Genomic DNA, 17,166 nt, shown 5'->3' with positions numbered 1-17,166 from the left:
TCGGAAAAAACGGGGAATTGTCTTACCGCCCACCCCTGCGGGTCAAGCCGGCCAGCCGGTTTGAGAAGCCCTTCCAACAATTGGACTTTACCCTTGGTGAGGGCGCCAAAGGGGAAGCCACGGCATCTAGCCAGGTACCACGACCCCATGCTTTTATCCGTAGGGTCCTTAGGCCCCGTGCAGCGATGGGGCGGCCACATCGGGCTCAAGGTTGGCCGAAGCGGCGTACTGTTCCGCCATCCGTCGGGTCTCCTGCGCCAGCTCGTCGCGCAGGCTGGCAGGCTCCAGCACCTCCACCCCGGCACCGAAGCCCAACAGCCACCAGCGCAGCTGTGGCGTGTCGGCCACGGTCGCCGTCAGGGCCAGACAGCCTGGGCCGCCTCCAGGGGTGGGGTCAACCTTCTGGTCCGGACTGAGCGGAGTTTCAAGAAGATGCTCCCCCTTGCCCGCACGAAAATGCAACCGCAGCCGCAAGTGGGCGCCCGAGCCGAAGTCCCACACGCCCCGCTTGGCCTGTTCATCCAGATCGAATCCTTCGGGGGCGATGGCGGACGGCTCCAGAATACGTGCCTGCTCGATACGGTGTAGAGCCAGGATGCGGGTATCCGGATAGTCGAACAGCCGTGCCTGAAGATAGAGCACGCTGCCACGCAGCACCAGCGCCAGCGGATGCACACGATAGAGGGAGGCCTGCTGCTGGCCTTTCTTGCGATAGTGCACTTCCAGCTGCCGTTCCTGCAGCAGCGCCTCGCTGACGGTGCGCTGGATCGTGGCGGGAATCTCCGGAGGGATCAGGGTCTGCGTAGGTTGCACGCTCCGGATCTTGTGCAGCCAGTTGCGCCGGCGCCCTGGGGCCGGCTCAGCATCCAGCCGCTCGCGTGCAGCCTGGAAATAACGTTGCAGGTGATCCATGGCGCTGGCGGGCAGCAAGGGACGCAGGTGCTGCTCCACTAGCACCCAGGCCAGCGCCTCTTCCAGCGAGAGCCCCGGCAGGTCGAAGCACTTGGCCTCCCTGGCCCAGCTCCAGCCATACGGCTTGGAGCGCTCGTCAGCCACAATCGGAAACAGCCGCGACAGGTCCTGCAGGTCGCGCTGCAGCGTGCGGCCACTGACCGACACCCCCAACGCGGCAAGGCCATGCTCGATCTCGCTGGTGGTCACTTTCTGGGGATAACGGGGGATCTGGCGCAGCAGGTGCCAGAGCCGGTAAAAAGCTTCGTGATGAGTGGACATGGTATGGGGTCTTTCGCAAGCGGGTCAGTCATGCCACATTGTCATGGAGGCGGCCACCCAATCGGGCTTGCTTTCGGCCGGGACCGTTCCGCCGGCAACCAGCCTCAGGCCCCACTCCAGCGACCGCCTAGCCACGATTATCCGACCCAGCGGCCTGCACAGGGCTTCGGGCACGAGCAACGTTGCCGAGTCGCAGGCGAGCACCGGGCGGGCCCACCGGTCGGCATGACGCCAAAACCGGGCAATCTGGGCCTCACTCTCACCCCTGCACGCCAGCAGCTTGGCATACCGGTCGCACACCCGCTTCTCTTCCCCAGGCAGCATGAGCTGGATGAACGGCGTAGGCTCCAGCACCAGCAGACCCACACACTGGCGCTGGAGCATCACCGGGAGCGGCTCCTCCAAGTGAACGATACGACACCCCCCATTGGCCAATACCCCATCAACGGCCCCAGCTGCTTTCTGCACCCGGATCATTCTTTCCTCCCCTCCGTCAGCTCGGCCCGCCATAAAACGGCACCGGACACGCGATGGCGGCAAGGATGCGCCGTCCCAGCGACAGAAGCAGTCGCAGCCACACGCACCGAGACACCCCACCTCGTCCTCGACATACCCGAGCGCTATCATGGCGGGCGACCGCCTTCCGGACTTAGTGGGAGGGTTTGACAGGACATCCATAAGGAAAAACCATGCTCGAAACCCCTCGGCTACGACTGCGCCATTTTTCTGAAACCGACCTGGAGCCGGTCTTCGCCGGGCTGTCCGATCCCCGGGTGGTGGCGTATTACGGCCTCAGCTATCGAACGCTCGACGAGTGCCGTGAGCAGATGGCCTGGTACAAAGCGATCGAGGGGGCGCGGACAGGGCTGTGGCTGGCCCTGGAAACCCGGTCGACCGGCTGCTTTGCCGGTGCCATCGGGATGTACGGGCTCGACCCGGAACACCAGTGTGCGGAATTCGGTTACTGGCTGCTTCCGGAGTTTTGGGGGAAGGGAATGATGCACGAGGCCGCCCGGGCGTTCCTGCCCCATGTCTATGCAAGCCTGCCACTGCACCGCCTGCTGGCGCAGGTGGAGCCGCCCAATCACCGTTCGACCCGTCTGCTCAAAAGGCTGGGCTTCCAGTACGAAGGGCTATCGCGGGAATGCGAGCGCAAGGACTCACACTTCATCTCGCTCGAAAATTATTCATTACTGCGCAGCGACCCTGCAGCAAGGGCTGGGTTGTGCCCTTCCACGCTCCAGCTCTGCCCCCCCTGCATCCTCTGGCGCAGGGCATCGCCTCAGGCAGGCCTGTCGTTTGCTCGGACTCCTCCACATCTGCTGCCGGCCGGTGCCCAGCGCAGGGCGGCAGCGTCCGAACCCACGAGGATGCCTGCCTGATGATGTCTGATTTTCGCCCCCATACCCCGGATGCCGCCGGGGACCTGACCACCCCGCGAGGGCTCTACTTTGCCCTGCTACAGCCGGACCCGTCACCGGAGGCACGCTCCGCCGGACAGGCCTACCTGGCCCGTCAGCTGGAAGCGACCGCCAGCCTGCCCTGTGAGCTGCCCGAACAGCCCGAAGCACTGATGACCTGGATGGATCAGCAGGCAGCGCAGGTGGGCGATGCCTACCAGGCTTATTTGGAAGAGCGCAAGGCGGGTGCGCCGCGCCGGTACTTCCAGACCAAGTCGCACGCCCTCTACTTCCTCAAGTCGGTGGCACCGACCAAGGCGGTGGACGGGGCTTGGCTGTACGGCCTGCTACAGCGCTGGAACGACGCTCGCTTCTACCCACTGATCCGGATCTATCTGGAGGAGTTGGGAGACGGCGAACCCGAAAAGAACCATGTACTGCTCTACAAGAAGCTGCTGGCCACGCACGGCTGCGAAGGCTGGGAGCAGCTGGATGACAGTTTCTTCGTGCAGGGCGCGCTGCAGCTGGCGCTGGGGTATGGCGCTGACCAGTACCTGCCGGAGGTGATCGGCTTCAACCTCGGCTACGAGATGCTGCCGCTGCACTTGCTGATCACCGCCTACGAACTGAACGAACTGGGCATCGACCCCTACTACTTCACGTTGCACATCACTGTGGACAACCCCAGTACCGGCCACGCACGCAAGGCGGTCCAAGGCGTGATGGAGGCGCTGCCGCTGCTGGGCGACAGCGATAGCTTCTGGCAACGCCTATGCAACGGCTACCGCCTGAACTCGCTGGGAGCAGGCACCTGCTCGGTAATCGAACACTTCAACCTCGACCAGGAAGTGGTGGCGATGCTGGCCGCTAAGAGCGAAGCCGGCCGCTATGTGCATTCGGATTACTGCAGGATCGGCGGGCACACCGTGAACGAATGGCTCGCCACGCCGGACCGCATCCGTGAGTTTCTCGCCGCGCTGGAAGCACATGGCTGGATCCGACGCAACCAGCCGCCCGAGAACAGCCGTTTCTGGCGGCTGATCGAAGGGGAACGAGCGGAAATGTTCGGCGTGTTCACCGCCTACGAACAGCAACTGCTACATGACTGGATCGCGGGCGAAAGCGTCCTGCATGCCGAAGCCCGGCCTAACGGCGAACGCAGCGGCCTACGCAAGCGGCAGCCCACCTTCCGCGCCAAGCAACGCATGCTCGAGCGTCTGGCTGGACAGCCCAACCGCAGCGCGCATCGCAGCCCGGGGTTGGCCGAAGCCCTGTCTTCGGCCAACCCGGAAGGCATGCCGGGCAGCGACTTCGACAGCGAGGAAGCAGCGCTGGCCAGCCAGCTGAAGGCCCAGCCGGACCGGGAGGCGGTGATGAACACGCTGGTGGCGCAACTGGCACCGGCGCTGCATGCGACCCCGGCCGGGCTAAAGGCCACACAGCTTTTCGCCCGACTGCTGGGCTGAGCCTTCCCCTATAACACAAGAAAAAAGCCGCAGTGGCTTGCGCTGCGGCTTTTCCAGCTTCCATGAGGTTGGCCGAATCAGCCGTAACGCGCTTGGTGCGCCGTTCGCGCGGCCTGGTACTGCGGATCGGCATCCACTTTTTTCCAGGCTTCACGGAAGAGGCGCGCACTCTCGGCCTTCTGGGGGTCCTCCTGCCGAACGAGCTCCGGCCGGCCATGGGCGCCGCTACGTCCCCGGTGTTCCTCCGGAACAGGGCCATCGTATTTGCGACCGCTGCGGTGATTGGCATACCGGCGGGCCCGGGTATAGCCCATCTGCAGGAACTTGCGCGTCATATCCATGCCAACGAAGTCCCCGGCCGCCCGGTAAGACTCAAAACGCTCTAGCAGGGCTAAGACTGAGCAGGCCGCCAGCTCTGGGGTGCGAAATCGCCACAACGGCAGCAGCTCGGACTTGTAAGGTTCCACCAACAGCACACCCTGCTCGCCCCGCCCCACCCGGTAAAGGTCAGGCCGGGCGCGCAGGTCAAGACGGGCGTAGTCCAGCCCGTAGTCAAAGCCGGGGCGACCCACAGCACTCAGTCCCGGTCGCTGACACCACGCAGGTCATCGCCTTCGGCCACGTCGTCTTCGGCCACGTCATCGTCATCACCGATTTCAGGCGCGCCTTCGCGGTTGGCCTCGTCGCGCCCGACCGGTCCGCCATCGGGCATCAGGTCGCTCGCCACCTCCACATCGGCCAGGTCATCCTCGGATCCGACGGAGAGATCTTCCTCGCCGTCGATGGCGGGCCCTTCGATATGGTCAGGCATCAGGTCGCCACCATCCCGGGCGGAGGCGTCCCGACCAACGGCGGCCCGCTCGCCGGTGCCGTAGCGGTCGCTATCACTACTCAGATCGGCATCGCCAATATCCGGGGCCGCTGTCTCCCCGCCGTCCGGGTCGGAGAGCGTGCCGGTGTCGAGGGGGATCGCCAGTTCGGCATGGGTGCCAGGTCCGCCAACCACATCACTGGCCGAATCGGAGCTGTCGCTCGGGCCAAGCGCTTCCACGCCATGGCCGCGGGTGGTGATCGGGCGCTCTTCGCCCGAATAGTCCAGCGTGCTGCTCGAAGACATGTCTTTTCTCCCTGCAAGTCCAGGTGGGGCGCCCCACGGCGCCTCCTCGGGTACTGTTCGGCAAGAAGCATGCCCCGGATGTGAAAAAGCCCGGTATAACCGGGCTTGGGCAGAGGCAAGGTGAGGCTCACCCTCCCAGTGCAGCCTGCTGATGGCCGATCAGCTCGCGGATGCCCTTTTCGGCCAACCCCAGGAGTCCATCAAGCTCGGCACGGCTGAAGGGAGCACCCTCTGCGGTGCCCTGCACTTCAATGAAACGCCCGGCCCCGGTCATCACCACGTTCATGTCGGTTTCACAGCCGGAATCCTCGACATAGTCCAGATCCAGCAGGGGCACACCCTTGACCATGCCCACCGAAACCGCGGCCACGAAATCGCGGATCGGGCTCTCGGCAAGACGGCCACTTGCGAGCAGGGTACCGACCGCATCGTGCAGCGCCACGAAGGCACCGGTAATGCTGGCGGTACGGGTGCCGCCATCGGCCTGGATCACGTCGCAGTCGATGAGAATCTGCCGTTCCCCCAGCCGGGGCAAGTCCACCACTGCGCGCAGGCTGCGGCCGATCAGACGCTGGATTTCCTGGGTGCGACCGGATTGCTTGCCCGAGGCGGCCTCCCTGCGCATGCGGCTGCCGGTGGAGCGGGGCAGCATGCCGTACTCGGCCGTCACCCAGCCTTGACCCTTGCCCTTGAGGAAACCGGGCACGCTCTCTTCCACCGAGGCGGTGCAGATCACCTTGGTATCGCCGAATTCGACGAGCACCGAGCCTTCGGCATGGCGGGTGTAATGACGGGTAAAGCGGATATCGCGCAGCGCATCGGCTGCTCGCAGGTTGGCACGCATGATGGTTCCGGTATCGGCAAAGGCGGCATTATACCCTGCACTGCCCTGCCCACTCAGGGCTTGGGCGGCAGGCTGGCCAGAATCTCGCGGTGCATGGTCTCTACCGTGGGGTCGACGGCAGGGCGCGGCAGCTTGGCAGGCATCCGCGCGGTATCGAGCATACCGGGTAAATGGGCAATGTCCACGGCCGGGTCCAGCAGTGTCACCGCCACGGCGGAAAGGTTGTCGCCCCCGGCACCGGCACGGCGCTCCGCCACGGTCATCAGAGCAGGCATCACCTGCCCGACATGGCGCCGGGCAAACACTTTCTGCAGTTCTTCGTTGCCCACTTGCGACCACAGGCCGTCACTGCACATCATCACCGTAACGCCGGGTGACAGAAATTGGCGCTCGCCGATGTCAATGTCCGGGTCCTGCGTAGCCCCTAGGCAGTTGTAGATCTTGTTGCGTTCCGGATGGACCAGCGCGCCCTCTTCGGTGAGCATGCCCTGATCGATCATCCGCTGCACCTGCGAGTGATCACGCGAGCGCAGGCGTAGACCATTCTGGTCCAGCACATACAGGCGCGAATCACCCACATGACACCAGAACAGCATGTCATCTTGGATCAGCGCCACCACCACGGTGGTGCACGGTATTTCGGGCAGGCGGTGCTGTACCGCATAATCCAGAATGGCTTGGTGCGCGGCACTGATGGCATTGATGAGGAAACGGTTGGGGTGCTGCAGCTTGGGCACTGCCTGCTGATGGAAGAGCTCCCCCAAAAGGTCCACGGTAATCTGTGCCGCCACTTCTCCCTGAAGATGCCCGCCCATGCCGTCGGCCACCACCATGAGCACCGCATCGCGGGTGTGCGTCAGCAGTACCCGGTCCTGGTTGCTCGCCCGCCCTCCGACACGACTTTCTTGAAATACAGCCAGTTTCATCGGCGGCTCCTCACGACGAACGACCGGTCAGGCCCTTGAGCCAGCAGACCAGCCTGTTACCGGTTTCGGGGGCCGGACGTTCTTCCGGTGCACTGAAGGGTGTGGCCATCAGGCGCTTCTGCACCACCATGAGGCTGGCAGGCCGCGCATCGGGCGACAGCGACAGGCACTCGTCCACCAGGGCGATCAGTTCAGGCGAGTAGTCATAACGGAACAGCGTGCTTGCCGGCACCAGCCTGTCTTCCTGGCGACGCAGGTTCGCTGCCTGCGGCGTACCCCCTCCCATACAGGAATAGAGGCACGCACCCACGGCGTAGATGTCTGTCCACGGGCCCAACGGCTGCTCGCGGTCGTATTGCTCGGGGGCTGCATAGCCGGGTGTATACATCGCAGCAAAGCGTTCGTTGCCGCGCAGCAGAGTCTGGCGGGCTGCGCCGAAGTCCAGCAACAGCGGAGCGCCGCCACGGCGCAGATAGATGTTGGCCGGCTTGATATCCAGATGCAGCAGCCGGTGCAGGTGCACTTCGCGCAGGCCAGCCAGCAGTGCGGCAAAGCAGTTGCGCAGCCTGCGCTCCTCCAGCCTGCCACCGGCCAATTCCAGTTCGCGGCCCAGCGAGCGTCCCTCGGCATACTCCATCACCATGTACACCGTCTGGTTGGCGCGGAAGAAGTTGGTCACCCGCACCACGTTGGGGTGCTCAATCTCCGCCAAGACGCGCCCTTCTTCGAAGAAACACTTCAGTCCCAGATTGAAGGCATCCCGGTCCAGTTCATGACGCACGGTAACATCACCGTTCTCGTCGCGACAGGCCAGTTGCCGGGGCAGGTATTCCTTGATGGCAAACTTCTGGTCCTTGTCATCCAGAGCCAGGTACACGACGCTGAATCCGCCGTGTGAGAGCTGCCGCACGATGGTGTATTCGGCCAACCTGTAGCCGGGCGCAAGAGCCGTTTGTTCGCTGGATTGAGTCATGGAGAGGCTGTTGTTATAGTGCATACAGGGCCTGGAATTGACATTGGCAACAATTCAGGCCCGGTACCAATCAAGTGATTCTACCGGGAGCACATCATGATACAAAGTATGACAGGCTTTGCGGCCGTCAGCCGGGAATTTGCGGGCGGCGTCCTGACGCTGGAGCTCCGTGCGGTCAACCACCGCTATTTGGATATCCAGATGCGTCTGCCCGAAGAGCTGCGTGTCATCGAGTCGCAATTGCGCGAAGCGATTGCCGCCAAAGTCAGCCGCGGCAAGCTCGAATGCCGCATCGGGCTCAACCAGTCGGAGGCCACACAGCCCACGCTGGAACTCAACCGTGAATACGTTGCCCGGCTCGTGGGCGTGGCCGCAGAAGTACAGGACTTGGCACCACAGGCCAAGGGGCTGTCGGTAGGCGAACTGCTGCGCTGGCCGGGCGTACTGCAAACCAACACGCTGGCGCCTGAAGAGCTACATCGCCTCTGCTTCGAAAGCCTCAACCGGGGACTGGCAGACTTCAACGCCTCCCGTAGCCGCGAAGGCGAAAAGCTGCGCGACATCCTGAACGAGCGGGTGGCTGGCATGGAACAGATCATCACCTCGGTCAAGCCACGCCTGCCGGAAATTCTCGACAACTACATGAACAAGCTTTCCGCCCGGCTGCGTGAAGCGGTAGACAATGTTGATGACGACCGGCTCAAGCAGGAATTCGCGCTCTTCGCCCAGAAGATAGACGTGGATGAGGAACTGTCCCGTCTTTCCAGCCATCTGAGCGAAGTCAAGCGCATCCTGAAAGCGGGCGGCCAGGCAGGCAAGCGCTTGGACTTCCTGATGCAGGAGCTCAACCGCGAAGCTAACACCTTGGGCTCCAAGTCGGTCTCGACCGAAACCACCCAAGCGTCCGTCGAACTCAAAGTCCTGATCGAACAGATGCGCGAGCAGATCCAAAATATCGAGTAATATTTCATGTCGTGTCACACCGTGGCACCGAACCAACAAAAGCCCCGTCATTCGGGGCTTTATTCATTTCATGTCGTGTCACACCATATCAACAAAGCGCATACTTAGCGTGTACCCAAGAGTGTACCCAAGGCCATTTTTGGCCACCCGTTTGGGTACACCCCCCTATTCGCTGTTTGGATTTTTCGACATCCAAGCCCGGTGCGGGGCTATGGCATCTACTCACTATTCAGGGCGCAACATGGCAAAGCTGACCGACATGCAAATCAAGGCTTGGATCAAGGCCGGCGAGCGTTTCGAGGGGCGCGGCGATGGTGACGGCCTGTGGCTGCGCTACAGGGAGTCGGACAAGGTGCCCGTATGGCGTTTCCGTTACAAGCTGGCAGGTAAACCCCGCACGCTGCAAATTGGCACCTATGCCGAACTATCACTGGCAAAAGCCCGAGAGGTGGCCAAGGCGATGGCCGCCCGCGTGGCGCTTGGCTATGACGTGGCCGGAGAGAAGCAAGAACGCAAGGCCGCCGCACTGGCCAAGATCGAGGACGAGCAAAACGCCGTCACCATGCTGGTGCTGGCCAATGAGTATTACGAGCGGATGATCCTTGGCCGCTGGAAACATCCCGACATCGTTCGCCGCCGCATCGACAAGGACATTGGCCCGGCACTGGGCCACATGAAGGTGGATGACATCAAGCCCCGCCACATTGACGACATGCTGCAAATCATCGTCAAGCGAGGAGCGCCAAGCATTGCCAATGACACGTTGCGATGGGTGCGCCGCATGTTCGATTACGGCATCAAGCGGCACATCATTGAAATCAACCCGGCCAGCGCCTTTGACCTGAACGATGCAGGCGGAAAAGAAGAGGCCCGTGACCGCGCATTGTCACGCGATGAGCTGGCCAAGCTATTTAGCGCCATGAAGCTGGCCAAGGGGTTTAGCGTCGAGAATGACCTATCCATTCGCCTGCTGTTGCTGCTGTGCGTGCGGAAAATGGAGCTGTGCGCGGCCCGTAAAGAGGAGTTCGACCTACAGGACGGGGTGTGGCACCTGCCTGGTGAGCGCACAAAAACGGGCAAGCCCATAGCGATACCGCTGCCGCCCCTGGCGGTGGACTGGCTACAACAGCTGTTTGACCTTGCCGGGCCAAGTGACTGGCTTCTACCAGCCCGCAAAATGCAGCACCGCATGGTTCCCCACATCCATGAGGGCACCATCGGCACGGCGCTTGGCAAGGTTAAGCCCCACATGCCGGACGTTCCGGCCTTCACCGTTCACGATCTGCGACGCACAGCCCGCACCCACCTAGCCGAGCTGGGCATTGATCCAGTCGTGGCCGAACGCTGCCTGAACCACAAGATTCCGGGCGTGGAAGGCATCTACAACCGCCACGACTACTTCACCGAGCGCCGCGACGCCCTGAACAAGTGGGCCGGCCTGCTGGATGCCCTGGACAAGGGCGAGCCGTACAACGTGACGCCGATTACCAAGGGCCGGAAGAAAACGGCCTGACACCAGCTTTGCCGACACCTAGCCCGACGGGGCGAAAAGCGGGAAACCCTGCCCGCCTGGTGTTGGCTACCGAACAGGGATGCACAAAGGGGTGCACAGTTGGAAGCAAGTAAACTGCCAGCCTATATAGGCAATATCGAGGTTCTTTCACTTTGCATGGGCGCAAACTCTTTTGTACAGATTGAGTACAACGATATGTACAACTGGTACAAAACCGAAATAAACCCATCTGCTAGCCATGCCTCATTGCTTAAGTGGTGTAAAGATAATGACGTCGAATGGCCGCTGGCCAGCGCATGGCAAAAAGTATCCCAGCGGAAAAATGCCAGAAAAGATTCTCAGTTGGACTCTGGTGCAAGTGTAGAAAGTACGACCACGGGGGAACTAGCGAACCTTGCCCAGCGCCTGGCCGAAGCCGAACTAAAGGCCGAGCGTCTGGCTCAAGAGCTGGACGTCATCACCACCGAACGTGACAAGCTACGCCATGAGCTGCAAGGCTTAACGGAGGAGCTTATCAGCGCAATGAGAGATGCTGAGCAAAGCAAAGCCGACCTGCAACAAACCAAAACCGACTTGCTACAAGGCAAGAGCAGAACATCCGCGCTGAAACTGGTGGGAGGCATGGCATTGGCCGTTTACAAGATTCCAATCAAAAGCGGTAGATTGACCGGCCTTGCAGAGCTGAGAAGAGACTTGGATAGCGTGGGGGTAGCCATCAGCGAAGATGTTATTCGCAGCCACCTGAATGCCGCCGCCGAAGTTATCTAGCCGCCAAAGCCCCGCCAGTCCTAGTTCAATCCCCGATATCAGGTATCCACAAACCCGATATCGGGCCTCCACCCCAAGCAACAGCGGTTTCATAGCCCTGCCAATCACGGCATGTCATAGGAAACCGCATCATGCAAAACCAAGTCATCACCCTCCCCCAGACTGGCTATGTCCGACTACCCCTGCTGGTAGGTGAAGCCAAAACCGGCAAGCCAGGCGTTCTTCCCTTTTCCGCATCCACGCTGTGGCGACGTGTGCGCCAAGGCACATTCCCTGCGCCGGTAAAACTCTCGGAGCGCGTCACAGCCTGGAAAGCCGAGGACATCCGTCAATGGCTGGATGCGCAAGGCAAGGAGGCCGCGTAATGAGCAAACTCATTCAGGCCGACTTCAACGGTCAGACTATGCACTTCACTGCCGATGCCTGGTTTAACGCGACAGACGCCGCAGAGAAGTACGGCAAGCGCCCAGTTGACTGGCTTAGCCAAGACGGCACTCGGGAGTACATCGCCACGCTGGCCGACATGCTCAAATGTGAGCCAGGCTCACTTTTGAAGACTAAGCGCGGCAACAATGGCGGCACCTGGATGCACCCGAAGCTAGCGGTAGCCTTCTCCCGGTGGCTGGATACACGGCTGGCCATCTGGTGTGACATGCAGATTGACGGTCTCATCCGTGGCCATGCTGGTGTTGGTGACTGGCAATCTGCCCGCATCGAGGCGGCCAGCCGCTTCCGTGGCGTTTGCGACATGCTGAACCTGTCCCGGCAGGCCGATGGCAAGACCACGGCCCGGCACCATTACAGCAACGAGGCACTGCTGATTAATGAAGTGCTGACCGGAAGCCGTGCACCGCTAGTCCGTAATAGCTTGAGCAAGGTTGATCTGCGCTTGCTGGAACTGCTGGAAGCCCAAGACATGGTATTGCTGGGCCGTAGCACGACCTACGAGGAACGCAAGCAAGCCTTGCAGTCATTCGCCCAAGCGCAGCGCCAGCGCCTGGCTATCCCCTTGCGTGTGGCATGAGGTGGCATACCATGACCCTTGCCACCCAACACCAGCCACGACATAATGCCCCTGTCCCGTTCAATAGCGGGGCCGGGTTTGGCGACTCGAGTAACTTGGCGGACAACCGCCACAATGGCGGCTTTTTTACGTCCGTATACCACCCGTGGTACGTCCAGTTTATGGCGGGCCATGGTGGGGATACCTTCGGGTATGCCGGTTCCAAGTTCCGGTTCGCCAACCCCGCCATGTGCCTGCCACCCCCGTTTGGCGACGGATGGCAGGCTATCCAAATTAACTTGGAGGCCACCATGCCTAGCATTACCCGCGCAATCCGCGCACTACTCTCCCGCACTCATTCTGTATCCGTTATTCGCACCGCACCGACACTGAGCGAAGCCCGCCGCATTGCTGCGCACTTGGTGGATGCTGGCGCACGCTGCCGCATTACAGCCGTGGCCCATGGCTTTGACGTGGAGGCTCTGTAATGAACTCCAATCTGCTTGCCACGCTGGTGGAAAACCACCACGCCTTGACCGCTGAAACCCCGCGCCACCCGACGGCTAAATGCTCTGTGCCGAGCCTGAGCGAGCATGACCTGAGCGTGCTGGAAGGCACCATTCAAGTGATGCAAGACGACGTGGCCGCCGCACTGCAAGGGCTTGGCCAACTGGTCAACAACTACCCCCGCGATATTGGCGACGAGGCCGAGTTATTACCCAAGGTCGGCCAACTGTTGCGGGTGCTGGGTGACGTACTGGACGTGGCCAATGGAGCCGCCGTGCCGGTGGCCAATCAGCAATGGCTGCATAGCCAAATCCGCCTTGCCAGCAAGGAGGCCACCCATGCTGACCGCTAACCAACTCCACGCCGCCGAGTATGACGGCCAAGCCGCTGCGCATCGCCTGCTGTTGCTGGTCAATGAGCATTTGCACCCGTCGGCCTACACCAACGAGCAAGAGCGCAAAGAGGCCGCCAGTGCCGTGCTGGAAGCCTTCGCCAGCGTGTTTGCCGGATGCCTGTCCGAAGCCTTGGAGCATCCGGGAAACGATGCCGTGGCCGTGCTGTATCAGCGCATTGCCGAGCGAGCGCCGGAACTGCTGGCAAGCCTGAACCGCTAATTCCCCCTGACTGAATACGCCTGTCATGGCCGCCTGATGGCCATGGGTTGGGCAAACTACGTCCGAAAGGCACGTTATGAATGCTCCCTACCATTCGCCAGAGGCCGCGCTGCTTGGTGCTATGCGTGCGGCTGGTATTGCGCCCGTTGTTAAGGCGGTGTTGAGTTTTGACGGCAAGGTGTGCCGTTTTGATCTTGAAGGCCGCAAGCGCGGCAAAAAGCATGGCTGGTTTGTCGGCCACACCGAAGGACTGGATGCCTGGGGCTGCTTTGGTGATTGGTCTACAGGCTTTCAGCAATCGTGGAGCCTACGCAATCGCCAGACCATGAGCGAGTCCGAACGCATCGACCTTGAGCGCCGCATAACTGAGGCACGTATGGCGGCAGAGGCCGAGCGCCAGCGTCTGGCCACTATCGCCACGGAGAAGGCACAGACCAATTGGGAACGCGGCCACGACATTTCGGCCAACCATCCTTATCTGCTGGCCAAGGGCATCATTCCCTACGGCGCACGCCAGTTGCGTGACATGTTGCTTGTCCCCGCCTGCATTGACGGCAAGATTGTGACCATGCAGTACATCGGCAAAGACGGCACTAAGACCTTCCAGACCGGAGGCCGGACAAAAGGCGCATCGCTGGTGCTGGGCCGACTCAAGGACGCCGCCATTGTGCTGGTGTGTGAGGGCTGGGCGACTGGATGCACCTTGCACCAAGCCACTGGCCTGCCTGTGGTCGTGGCGTTCAATGCCCATAACCTGATAGCCGTGGCCGAACGGCTGGCCGCGAGCCTTCCCGCTGACGTGGCCGTGTTGGTGTGTGGTGACTCTGACGCCAGCCTGACCGGCCAGCAGGCCGCCAGCAAGGCCGCCATGTCCCTGTACCCGCGAGGCCGTGCGATAGTCCCGACGTTTACCGATTCGCAGTTGGAAGCCTACCGCCAGCAGCATGGCGACAAGCTGCCGTCTGACTTCAACGATCTGGCCCAGTTGGCTGGCATTGAGGAGGTATCCGCATCGGTCAATGCAGAGTTATCAAAAATCGACGGGAACAACGGGAACAACGGGAACATGACGCTACAAGCCAATAACGACGGGGGGTTAAGCGAGTCAGAATTGTTCCCGTTGGCTGAAAACTGGAACGGGAACAACGGGAAAAACGACGTAAAAAGCAGCATTCCGTCCGGGTTTCTGCTGGTATCGAATGGAGAACGCCCCGGCGTGTACTGGCTAGACCCTGACGGCGAGAAGCCGCCTCGCTGGGTATGCTCACCGCTGACGGTAGACGCCAAGACCCGCGACGAACGCGGGAGCAATTGGGGGCGCTTGTTGTCGTGGCGTGACGCGGAACGCCGCCTGCACCGCTGGGCCATGCCGTCAGAGCTGACGTGCGGAGATGGCGCAGAACTGGCTAAAGAGCTGGTGCGCGGTGGCTTGGATGTAGACCCGACACGCAAGGCCCGCGAGCTGCTAAACGCTTATCTGGTGCGCAGTACCCCGCCGCAACTTGTCCGCTGCACCAACCGCACAGGCTGGCACGGTGATGCCTTTGTTCTGCATGACGAGGTAATCGGCAAACTGGATGGCGAGGACGTGTTCCTGCAAAGCGAGCGAGACGAAACCCTTGGCATGGTACAAGCCGGAAGCCTGGACGACTGGCGCGAGAACGTGGCCAAGCTGGCGTCAGGTAATAGTCGGCTGGTATTTGCACTGAGCCTTGCCTTCGCGGCACCGCTGGCCGAGCTGGCGAACGAATCAGGCGGTTTTCACATCGTCGGCACTTCCAGTGCGGGCAAATCTACGGCACTCGAGGCGGCAGCGTCGGTATGGGGCCGCCCGGCTGATTATGGGTACAAATGGCGAGCCACTAGCAATGGGCTGGAAGGCTTATGCGCCAGCCGTAACGACTTGCTGGTGATTCTTGATGAGTTGGCACAGGTTGACCCGCGCGAGGCCGGGGAATCGGCCTACCTGATAAGCAACGGCCAAGGCAAAGCGAGAGCCAGCCGCAACGGCTCCATGCGCACCCCGGCACGCTGGCGGGTGCTGCTGTTGTCGGCAGGGGAAATCAGCCTGGGCCAGCACATGCAGGAGGCCGGAAAGCAAACTCGCGCCGGGCAGGAAGTCCGCCTGATCGACATTGCCGCCGATGCCGGGGCCGGGCTTGGAATGTTTGATGTTCTGCATGACGAAGCGTCTGGCGCGGCGCTATCACAGCGCATTAAAGAGTCGGCACGGCGTTATCACGGCACCGCTGGACGCGACTTCCTTCGAAAGCTAACCGAAGAACGGCGCGAGGATGTATCCGACACTATCCGCGACGGGATAGCAACGTTCATTGCCGATGACGTACCGAGTGACGCATCCGGCCAGGTGATACGCGCCGCCAGCCGCTTTGCCCTGGTTGCCGTCGCCGGTGAAATTGCCACCGCTTGGGGACTGACAGGCTGGCAGCAAGGCGAGGCCATGGCGTCTGCCATTCGGCTGTTCAGGGAATGGATAGGCTCGCGCGGAGGGGCTGGCGACGCGGAAACACGCGAAGGACTGGCCGCCGTTCGCGCCTTTCTGGAGACACACGGGGAAAGCCGGTTTACCTCATGGGACGCTGACCCTGCCACCGCTGCACGCACCATTAACCGCGCCGGGTTCCGCCGAATGGAAGATGACGGCCTTTGGTTTTATGTCCTGCCTGCTGCCTTTCAGCGTGAGATGTGCCGAGGCGTCAGCCACTCGCTGGTTGCCAAAGCGATGGCCGGTAAGGGATGGCTCAAGACCCAAGCCAAGGACAGATTCACCTTCAAGGCCCGACTACCGGGAATGGGTGCCAAGCCGTCAAACGTCTACCTGGTTACGCCAGCCGTTTGGGAGGATGAGTAATGAAACTCGACCTTTCCCGGCTCAACGTTCCCGGTGTTACCGTTTGCCAAAACGCCGGGCGGGAACACAATGCAAACGCTGAAACCCTTACGGCACAAGGCTTTGCGGCTGATGTTCCCGTTGTTCCCGTTGTTCCCGTGAAAAATGGCAAGGTTCGTAACGACGCGAGAACACCTAGCGCACCGCCTGGTGTTTCCAAGGTAACGACACCCGCACCGTCCCTGCCTGCCGATCTGCTGGCGCGTGCCAACCTGATCTGCCAACTGGAGCAATGGCCCGAGGCCGACCGATTGGAATGGCTGGACATATTGCGCCGTCAGATTGACCGTGATGGCGTGCCGGTGCCCGAGCTGGTGGCGTGTCTGGATGCCCACCTTGCCGTGCACCATGGCGTGACACCCGAGGCGATACGGGTAGCCGCCTGAGCGGTGGCGATGCAGTACAGCTACAGCGGCCCGCATGGTAAGGGAGGGGGGTATCGAAACCTTGAGATGCCCGCCCCTCTAGACCGCCTGTATTCCCACGTGCGGATTTTTCCCCTCTGGAGGAAATTGTTAAAAGGCTTAACATCCAGCCGGCAGCGGCCTGTAACAGGCGCTTGGCCTTGCCTGGCATGGTTTTGAATGCGTACAGACTGCCCCACCCTACCGAGCCGCCCACCTGGCCGGCAAAAGGCCACCAAACCCGAGCACTCCGTTTTGGCGTGTACCCAGGGGTGTACCCACAACAAAAAAGCGAATAGCACAATCCTTTACTGGCAAGGCTTTCATGCCTATACTCAATAAACAGATCCAACATTGAATAGGCCGAAGCTGCGCAACGCAGCTATATCCTTCACATAAAAAAGCCCCTTTAAAGGGGCTTTTTTATGTGTTCGGAGCGGCTGGTGGTACCGGTACCGGAGCGCTGATTGGATTTTGTGTGAACAAAGCAAAGCGCCCTGACGGAAGTCAGGGCGCTGTAATGG

19 protein-coding genes are annotated in these 17,166 nt (G+C 61.5%); 12 read left to right on the top strand and 7 right to left on the bottom strand.

All coding sequences use genetic code 11. The features are described from left to right. Window positions 1-168 precede the first annotated feature (168 nt). Window positions 169-1,233 (bottom strand): helix-turn-helix transcriptional regulator, encoded by a 1,065-nt coding sequence (locus EV669_RS12115; RefSeq protein WP_132098830.1) that lies wholly within the window; start codon window positions 1,231-1,233, stop codon window positions 169-171. 24 nt (window positions 1,234-1,257) lie between these two features. Further along, window positions 1,258-1,620: a hypothetical protein gene (locus tag EV669_RS12110; RefSeq protein ID WP_132098829.1), complete on the bottom strand. Its 363-nt coding sequence runs from the start codon at window positions 1,618-1,620 to the stop codon at window positions 1,258-1,260. Window positions 1,621-1,922: 302 nt separating this feature from the next. Between EV669_RS12110 and EV669_RS12105 the strand changes: the two genes are divergently transcribed. Together EV669_RS12105 and EV669_RS12100 are read left to right on the top strand one after the other, a co-directional pair. After that, window positions 1,923-2,615 carry a GNAT family N-acetyltransferase gene (locus tag EV669_RS12105; protein ID WP_132098828.1) on the top strand — a complete coding sequence of 231 codons (693 nt, stop codon included), beginning with the start codon at window positions 1,923-1,925 and terminating at the stop codon, window positions 2,613-2,615. Beyond that, window positions 2,615-4,099, top strand: a complete 1,485-nt coding sequence (locus EV669_RS12100) for an iron-containing redox enzyme family protein (protein ID WP_132098827.1) — start codon at window positions 2,615-2,617, stop codon at window positions 4,097-4,099. The genes EV669_RS12105 and EV669_RS12100 overlap by 1 nt, the downstream gene beginning before the upstream one ends. A 77-nt stretch (window positions 4,100-4,176) precedes the next feature. On the opposite strand, the gene EV669_RS12095 is transcribed toward EV669_RS12100, so the two are convergent. From EV669_RS12095 to EV669_RS12075, 5 genes are all read right to left on the bottom strand, one after another. Next, on the bottom strand, window positions 4,177-4,671 hold the full coding sequence (locus EV669_RS12095; RefSeq protein ID WP_207913896.1) for a DUF4385 domain-containing protein: 495 nt from the start codon (window positions 4,669-4,671) through the stop codon (window positions 4,177-4,179). 5 nt (window positions 4,672-4,676) lie between these two features. Next, window positions 4,677-5,216 carry a hypothetical protein gene (locus EV669_RS12090; RefSeq protein WP_132098825.1) on the bottom strand — a complete coding sequence of 180 codons (540 nt, stop codon included), beginning with the start codon at window positions 5,214-5,216 and terminating at the stop codon, window positions 4,677-4,679. Window positions 5,217-5,343: 127 nt separating this feature from the next. After that, on the bottom strand, window positions 5,344-6,060 hold the full coding sequence (gene rph / locus EV669_RS12085; RefSeq protein ID WP_132098824.1) for a ribonuclease PH: 717 nt from the start codon (window positions 6,058-6,060) through the stop codon (window positions 5,344-5,346). A gap of 53 nt (window positions 6,061-6,113) precedes the next feature. Continuing rightward, window positions 6,114-6,986: a PP2C family protein-serine/threonine phosphatase gene (locus tag EV669_RS12080; RefSeq protein ID WP_055434492.1), complete on the bottom strand. Its 873-nt coding sequence runs from the start codon at window positions 6,984-6,986 to the stop codon at window positions 6,114-6,116. 10 nt (window positions 6,987-6,996) lie between these two features. After that, window positions 6,997-7,959 (bottom strand): serine/threonine-protein kinase, encoded by a 963-nt coding sequence (locus EV669_RS12075; protein ID WP_132098823.1) that lies wholly within the window; start codon window positions 7,957-7,959, stop codon window positions 6,997-6,999. A gap of 96 nt (window positions 7,960-8,055) precedes the next feature. Here EV669_RS12075 and EV669_RS12070 point away from each other — a divergent pair, with 96 nt between their 5' ends. The 10 genes from EV669_RS12070 (at window position 8,056) to EV669_RS12030 (ending at window position 16,624) form a co-directional block, all read left to right on the top strand. Then, window positions 8,056-8,922, top strand: coding sequence for a YicC/YloC family endoribonuclease (locus EV669_RS12070; RefSeq protein WP_132098822.1), 867 nt, complete (start codon window positions 8,056-8,058; stop codon window positions 8,920-8,922). A gap of 241 nt (window positions 8,923-9,163) precedes the next feature. Further along, window positions 9,164-10,435, top strand: coding sequence for a tyrosine-type recombinase/integrase (locus EV669_RS12065; protein WP_132098821.1), 1,272 nt, complete (start codon window positions 9,164-9,166; stop codon window positions 10,433-10,435). A 99-nt stretch (window positions 10,436-10,534) separates the two neighbouring features. After that, window positions 10,535-11,203, top strand: coding sequence for a hypothetical protein (locus EV669_RS12060; RefSeq protein ID WP_132098820.1), 669 nt, complete (start codon window positions 10,535-10,537; stop codon window positions 11,201-11,203). A 131-nt stretch (window positions 11,204-11,334) separates the two neighbouring features. Next, window positions 11,335-11,568: a helix-turn-helix transcriptional regulator gene (locus EV669_RS12055; RefSeq protein WP_132098819.1), complete on the top strand. Its 234-nt coding sequence runs from the start codon at window positions 11,335-11,337 to the stop codon at window positions 11,566-11,568. After that, window positions 11,568-12,227, top strand: coding sequence for a KilA-N domain-containing protein (locus tag EV669_RS12050; RefSeq protein ID WP_318271455.1), 660 nt, complete (start codon window positions 11,568-11,570; stop codon window positions 12,225-12,227). Before EV669_RS12055 ends, EV669_RS12050 begins: the two co-directional genes overlap by 1 nt. A gap of 290 nt (window positions 12,228-12,517) precedes the next feature. Beyond that, window positions 12,518-12,694 carry a hypothetical protein gene (locus EV669_RS14080; RefSeq protein WP_165922748.1) on the top strand — a complete coding sequence of 59 codons (177 nt, stop codon included), beginning with the start codon at window positions 12,518-12,520 and terminating at the stop codon, window positions 12,692-12,694. Continuing rightward, the gene (locus EV669_RS12045) at window positions 12,694-13,065 is read left to right on the top strand and encodes a hypothetical protein (RefSeq protein WP_132098817.1); all 372 of its coding nucleotides are present in this window, start codon (window positions 12,694-12,696) and stop codon (window positions 13,063-13,065) included. The genes EV669_RS14080 and EV669_RS12045 overlap by 1 nt, the downstream gene beginning before the upstream one ends. Continuing rightward, window positions 13,052-13,327: a hypothetical protein gene (locus EV669_RS12040; protein WP_132098816.1), complete on the top strand. Its 276-nt coding sequence runs from the start codon at window positions 13,052-13,054 to the stop codon at window positions 13,325-13,327. The genes EV669_RS12045 and EV669_RS12040 overlap by 14 nt, the downstream gene beginning before the upstream one ends. Before the next feature lie 76 nt (window positions 13,328-13,403). After that, window positions 13,404-16,199, top strand: coding sequence for a DUF927 domain-containing protein (locus EV669_RS12035; protein WP_132098815.1), 2,796 nt, complete (start codon window positions 13,404-13,406; stop codon window positions 16,197-16,199). Beyond that, the gene (locus EV669_RS12030; RefSeq protein WP_132098814.1) at window positions 16,199-16,624 is read left to right on the top strand and encodes a hypothetical protein; all 426 of its coding nucleotides are present in this window, start codon (window positions 16,199-16,201) and stop codon (window positions 16,622-16,624) included. The genes EV669_RS12035 and EV669_RS12030 overlap by 1 nt, the downstream gene beginning before the upstream one ends. Window positions 16,625-17,166 lie beyond the last annotated feature (542 nt).

Source organism: Gulbenkiania mobilis (genome assembly GCA_004346645.1).
GTDB classification, from domain to species: Bacteria; Pseudomonadota; Gammaproteobacteria; order Burkholderiales; family Chromobacteriaceae; genus Gulbenkiania; species Gulbenkiania mobilis.
This window is presented reverse-complemented; position numbering and strand designations above follow the sequence as displayed.